Origin of the sequence: Syntrophomonas sp., assembly GCF_028707975.1 — a bacterium.
Classification (GTDB): domain Bacteria; phylum Bacillota; class Syntrophomonadia; order Syntrophomonadales; family Syntrophomonadaceae; genus Syntrophomonas.
This window is the reverse complement of record NZ_JAQVZX010000100.1, coordinates 1-6,072: the sequence shown is the minus strand read 5'-3', so window position 1 is coordinate 6,072 and position 6,072 is coordinate 1. Positions and strand designations below refer to the sequence as shown.

5 protein-coding genes are annotated in these 6,072 nt (G+C 47.7%); all 5 read left to right on the top strand.

Going from position 1 to position 6,072, the window contains the following annotated elements:
• Positions 1-69: 69 nt before the first annotated feature.
• Positions 70-741: a response regulator transcription factor gene (locus PHP87_RS10160; RefSeq protein WP_299920985.1), complete on the top strand. Its 672-nt coding sequence runs from the start codon at positions 70-72 to the stop codon at positions 739-741.
• A 3-nt stretch (positions 742-744) separates the two neighbouring features.
• Entirely contained in the window at positions 745-1,947 is a 1,203-nt protein-coding gene (locus tag PHP87_RS10155) for an ATP-binding protein (protein WP_299920983.1), read from the top strand.
• A gap of 444 nt (positions 1,948-2,391) precedes the next feature.
• On the top strand, positions 2,392-3,495 hold the full coding sequence (locus tag PHP87_RS10150; protein WP_299920981.1) for an AIR synthase-related protein: 1,104 nt from the start codon (positions 2,392-2,394) through the stop codon (positions 3,493-3,495).
• A gap of 17 nt (positions 3,496-3,512) precedes the next feature.
• Positions 3,513-4,100 carry a GNAT family N-acetyltransferase gene (locus PHP87_RS10145; RefSeq protein ID WP_299920979.1) on the top strand — a complete coding sequence of 196 codons (588 nt, stop codon included), beginning with the start codon at positions 3,513-3,515 and terminating at the stop codon, positions 4,098-4,100.
• Between the two features lie 350 nt (positions 4,101-4,450).
• Positions 4,451-5,764 (top strand): cyclic 2,3-diphosphoglycerate synthase, encoded by a 1,314-nt coding sequence (locus PHP87_RS10140; protein ID WP_299920977.1) that lies wholly within the window; start codon positions 4,451-4,453, stop codon positions 5,762-5,764.
• Positions 5,765-6,072 lie beyond the last annotated feature (308 nt).

The window sequence follows — 6,072 nt, the reverse complement described above, 5'->3', positions numbered from 1 at the left end:
AAGAACCGTCCCCATGCCCGCGCACCCATGCCCGCGCATGCCCGCAAAGCGAAAGGAATGATGGTTAATATGCGACTTTTGCTGGTGGAAGATGAAAGACAGCTGGCTGAAGCCTTGAGTGAGCTGCTTATTAAAAATAGATATGCGGTTGATGTAGTTTGCGATGGAGAAGCCGGGCTCGACTATGCGTTGACTGGAATATATGATCTTGTTATCCTGGATATTATGCTGCCGCGGATGAATGGATTGGAAATCTTGCGGCAATTGCGCTTGAGCGGCATATCCACCCCGCTTATGTTGCTTACGGCCAAAGGCGAACTAGAGGACAAAGTGAAGGGTCTTGATAGCGGGGCAGATGACTATCTGGTGAAGCCATTTGCAACGGAAGAATTGCTGGCACGAATCAGGGCGCTGAGCCGCCGTAAAGGCGAAATGATCGTGGATGACACCCTGGATATGGCTGATTTTACCCTCAATCTATCGACTTATGAACTGGAAGGCAAGAACAGTAGTGTAAGGCTTACTCGAAAAGAATTTGATATAATGAAATATTTCGTTTATCGTCCCAATCGGGTAATAAACAAGGATGAGCTGATCGAAAAGGTTTGGGGTTTTGATTCTGAGGCTGATTACAATAACATTGAAGTATATATCTCTTTTCTGCGCAAAAAACTGGCCCATATAGGCTCCCAAGCGGCTATAAGCACCTTGAGGGGAATCGGTTACAAGCTGGAGGTATAAGCAGTGTTTGCTAAGCTGAGAAGAAAATTTGTTATCATTAATATGTCGCTGCTGACGGTGGTTTTTTTAGTCATCTTCAGCGTTATTTATCTCTTAACCGTGGTGTCCGGAGAACGACAAACGGAGTTTGCCTTGAACACTATAATGTTTGCCCCCCCTCGTCCTTTTCCAGATAATCCTGTTCTGGCCAGCAGTATGGTGGCTGAATTGGATGAAAAGGGTCATATAGTGAAAAGTTTTTCCTTCATAAATATGAGTCAGCAGGTAATTAGCCAGGCAGTTGAGCAGGCGGTGCAAAATCGGGACTTGTCAGGCAAAATCCGGATTGAGGAGAGCTATTACGCTTTTCTGAAGCATAATACTGGCAGCGGAACCAGGATAGTTTTTGTGGATCGGACTCCCCAGCACCGGATGCTTATGAATCTTTTGCTGACTTTTCTGCTGGTGGGTGGTATCAGCCTACTGCTGCTTTTCCTGATCAGCATCTACTTGGCCGATAAATCCATCCAACCCATTCAAGAGGCATTTGAAAAACAAAGGCAATTTATTGCTGATGCTTCCCACGAGCTCAGAACCCCGCTGGCTGTAATAAAAACCAATCTGGCCTTGATAACTGCTAACAGCGAAGAAAGCGTGAAAAGCCAGTCCCGGTGGATTGACTATATCTCTTCCCAGACAGATACTATGGCTAGCCTGGTCGATGATATGCTGGCCCTGGCCCGAATTGATTATATGGAAGCGAAACCTCTTTTCACCCGGTTTGATTTAAGCCAGACTTTAAGCAGCACTCTCCTGGCTTTCGAAGCCATTTTTTATGAAAAGCATATAAGCCTTAAGCAAGAAATTCAGGAAGATGTTTTTCTCAATGGGGAGAAGGAGAACATAAAGAAAGTCATCAGTATCTTGATTGATAACGCCATAAAAAATACCGGGGCCAACGGGAGCATTACCGTTCGGCTGGCCAGTGACAAAAATAAAATAGAAATGCGGATAAGCAACACGGGTGAAGGGATTCCGGCTGAAGATCTGCAAAAAATATTCGAACGCTTTTACCAGGTGGATAAATCCCGGAGCCGGGAAAACAGGGGTTATGGTTTAGGACTGGCTATTGCGAAATCAATCGTAGAACAACAACAGGGAAGGATTTACGCTACCAGCACTTCGGGGGCAGATACATCTTTTGTGGTGGAATGGCTAAAGAAATAAGTGAGAGGAAGCCGTAATAGTATCTCAGTATCTGGCAGACAGCGGTATTAACGTGGGGAATTATCCTTAACCCTCCGGGGAAAAATAAACGCAGAGAAAGGTGACTCTACTACAAAAACCCCTTTTTGTTGCATAAGGGTTGCATAAATATTCAAAGCGAGCGTTGGCGAAGCATGGATGCAACACCCTGCGGGTACTCCTGATGTTCCATCCTTCGGATGTCACTATTAAGGTTGCACCGGCGAAGGCGAGCAGGCGAAAGGGGTGAATCCAGGCTAGATTTTAAAAGTATACATGAGAAAGCCCTTATCAGGAAGGAACGGATACTATACAATTAAGGAGAAAAGTGAGGAATTCCTCTACTCCCGCTTAGGTTCAGGCAAAGAAAAAACTCTCTTAGTGAATGAAGAAATCCCATGACTATTCTTACAAGGAGGTTGTTTTATGAATAAAGTGGAAAAGGCGCTTATGCATGCTTTGTTTGTACACCTGCATCACAACACAGATAAGGCGATTAATTTTGGCCTGTTCAAGCAGCTAAATCAAAAAGTAGAACAAATCTGGCCCGGAGCCTTATTGGTAGGGCCTGATGCCAATGATGATGCTGCCGTATTTCGTATTCCTGGTACTGATTGCTTTATTACTGCGAAAATGGAAAGCCATTGTTCCCCCAGTGTTCCCCGGCCTTATGACGCTGCTGCTACCGGAGCCGGAGGGGCTATGCGTGATGTGGTGGCCATGGGAGCCCGGCCTATATTCCTGCTGGATTTCATCGGTACCCGTCCTCTGGAACAAGAAGTTATTGTTGGCCCCTGTGGATTTGCCGGAGAATGCACCTGTGGCCAATGTGAAATAATGAGCAGCCAGGACAGGATTAATCTGATGCTGGAAGGGATGGCCAAAATGTGTGAAACCATGGGCGTATTTGTAGTTGGGGGCGGTTTTTCCACCTCATTCAGCGATATAGTTCCTGCTGTGGTAGTAGCGGTAATTGGCCAGCAAGTTACGGAAAAACCCCTTACCAAACCGGCAAAATCTGCTGGTGATAAGATCATCATAATCGGGGAGACCGGTACCGATGGCAACGATACCCTGTATAGAGCCGGTTTGGTGCCGGTAATGCAGCCGGCCCTGGCTTTATTTGCGGAGGAGAAAAACACTATGGAGGCTACTTTAGCCGCTTTCGCCACCGGGAAAATCAAGGCTTGCTCAGACCTGGGCGCCGCCGGAATTGGCGCGGCGGTATGTGAATCAGCCCGCTTTGGAGGATTGGGAGCCCGGGTGGAATTGGATAAAGTCCCGGTAAGAGAGGCTAATATTACTCCGGAAGAGATATTTATTTGTGAGACTCAAGCCCGTATGTTGCTTCAAGTCCAGCCGAAAGATGTAGATGAAGTACTGGAGGCAATTCGCAGTAAAAATGGTATTGCCGCCGTAATCGGTGAGATTAGCGATCAGGATTATAATGTTTTTAGCTACCAGGGTCAGAAGGTGGCTACCATTGTGAATAAGCCATCGCCGGAACTGCTGCAAGAATTAATGGTTTAAAGCTATGAGTTGTAATAATGCCGGAAACTAAGCAGAATAGGCTCTGCTGTACCCGGCATATAGTAAAATATTTACTTGCTTCAATAATGCTTATGCACAGTGAGAGCCGGGCGATATTTAAGCATAATAGAGAAGGGGAGAAGATGGTGACTGGCCCTTGCCGGATAGAGAAGGCGGGCATAAAAGATTTGCCTTTAATGCTCAAATTATGGAGATGCATACCCGGGCTGGGAGTAGGTAGTGGTGATGAAGAGGAATCCTTGCGCTTATTTATGGAAAGAAACCCCTCTACCTGTCTGGTACTGAAGGATGGGGAGCGTTTGCTGGGGACCGTGCTCGGGGGCTTTGACGGGCGCCGGGGATATATTTACCACCTGGCGGTGCATCCGGATTACCAGGGCCAGGGTTATGGCCGGGAGCTGCTTAAAGAGGTGCTCCATGAATTGCGTAAGCTGGGAGCCCCCAAAATACATCTTTTCGCTTTCAATGAAAACCAGTTGGCGGCGAGTTTTTATCAGAGTCAGGGCTGGGAATGGCGCCAGGATATTCAAGTATTTTCCTGGGATATGGGTAAATGGAAGACGGAAGACGATATGACAGTATGACAGGGGGACGGGGTTGTTGACAAAGTTTTCTTCATGGAACGCTATTAAGGAGGGTCAGCGTCCTTCTGCGTCTAAACCTAAATTTTCTTACTAACCCCGTGGCCTAGCACTCAGCGTATCTGATAATCTGTGAACCAATATAAAGATGCTGAGTACCGAGATGAAAAGTGATTGAGTAGGCGCTCGTATAGTAAATTGCAGTAGGGGGGAACATTGCCCCCTTACCCCTCACTCCTCACTTTTCTTACTACTAACCGAGCAGATCCGGGTTAAGTTTTACTACTTCTGATTACAGTGGAGTGGTAATCGCTGTCCGGGCTACTATAGAAAAACCAGAGAGGTGGGTTTTAATGAAAGCGATTCGAGTAATCATTATGGGTGCAGCCGGGAGAGATTTTCACAATTTCAATAGCTATTTCCGAGATAACCCGGCCTATGAGGTGGTAGCCTTTACGGCTACACAGATTCCGGATATAGAAGGACGGCAGTATCCGCCTGGATTGGCCGGCAAACAGTATCCACAAGGCATACCCATTTACGCGGAAGCTGAGCTGCCCGAATTAATAAAGAAATATGATGTGGATCAGGTAATCTTCGCTTACAGTGATGTATCCCACGAATATGTAATGCACCAGGCATCTCTGGTTATGGCTGCAGGGGCGGATTTTCGCTTGATGGGTCCTAAAACGACCATGCTCAAGTCCAAACGCAAGGTAGTAGCAGTTACTGCGGTGAGGACTGGCAGCGGGAAAAGCCAGACCACCAGGTATGTGGCGGAACTTATTACTGCCACCGGCAAGAAGGTGGCTATTATCAGGCATCCTATGCCCTATGGCAATCTGGAGGAGCAGCTGTGCATGCGTTTCGCCAGTTATGAGGATCTGGACAAGTTCAAATGCACCATAGAAGAAAGAGAAGAGTTTGAACCCCACATTGATAATGGTATGGTGGTCTATGCCGGGGTAGATTACGAAGTTATTCTGCGCCAGGCGGAGGAAGAGGCGGATGTGATTCTTTGGGATGGGGGCAACAACGATATTCCTTTTTATGCTTCCGACTTGCACATAGTGGTGGTTGATCCCCACCGTCCCGGGCATGAGACCAGTTACCATCCAGGTGAAACCAACCTGCGCATGGCCGATATCGCTATTATTAACAAGATTGATTCTGCCGACCCCGCCAGGGTAGAAGCGGTCAAGGAAGCCATAATCAAGAACAACCCGCAGGCCAAAATCATCATGGCCAACTCCCCGATTACGGTGGAAAACCCCGAGTCCGTCAAAGGCAAGAAGGTTCTGGTGGTGGAAGATGGCCCCACCCTGACTCACGGGGAGATGGCTTATGGTGCTGGGGTAATTGCGGCGGAAAAATTGGGCGCGGGCGAATTGATAGACCCCCGTCCCTATGCAGTGGGCAGCATCAAAGGAACCTTTGCCAAGTATGGGCATTTGTCCCGATTGCTTCCGGCCATGGGTTATGGGAAGACACAGATTGAAGAATTGGAACAGACCATTAATAACTCACCGGCGGAGGTAGTAGTTATCGGAACCCCTATTGACCTGCGCCGGGTCATGTCCATAGATAAGCCGGCCGTAAGAGTGCGCTATGATTTAGAAGAAATAGGCCATCGCCAACTGGCAGAACTGCTGGCGAAGTTGCTGTAAATCCAGGGACACTGTAGAGCCAGGACAAAGTGAAAAGAGTCGGGGGAATTTGTGGCTGCCCGGCTAGTATCTAATAAGGAGACTAGCCGGGCGGTGATTTTTTCTGCCTGTTTAATCAGGCTGCTCCAGCCTGCGGATGTTGCTATTGAAGTTGCGGGCTTGGGGGGTTAAGTGAAAAACTGAAAAATTAAACCTGTTGTACTTCGGACTTCAAATCCTTGCCCCAGAGGGCGAAAATTAGCATACCGGCCAAGCCGCAGAAGAAGGCGGTAATGAAGTTGGTGCCCGGGGAAATATGCCAGAGCCAG

Coding starts and splice junctions, on each gene's coding strand:
- PHP87_RS10160 (WP_299920985.1), top strand. CDS start 70: ATGCGACTTTTGCTGGTGGAAGATGAAAGACAGCTGGCTGAAGCCTTG.
- PHP87_RS10150 (WP_299920981.1), top strand. CDS start 2,392: ATGAATAAAGTGGAAAAGGCGCTTATGCATGCTTTGTTTGTACACCTG.
- PHP87_RS10145 (WP_299920979.1), top strand. CDS start 3,513: ATGCCGGAAACTAAGCAGAATAGGCTCTGCTGTACCCGGCATATAGTA.
- PHP87_RS10140 (WP_299920977.1), top strand. CDS start 4,451: ATGAAAGCGATTCGAGTAATCATTATGGGTGCAGCCGGGAGAGATTTT.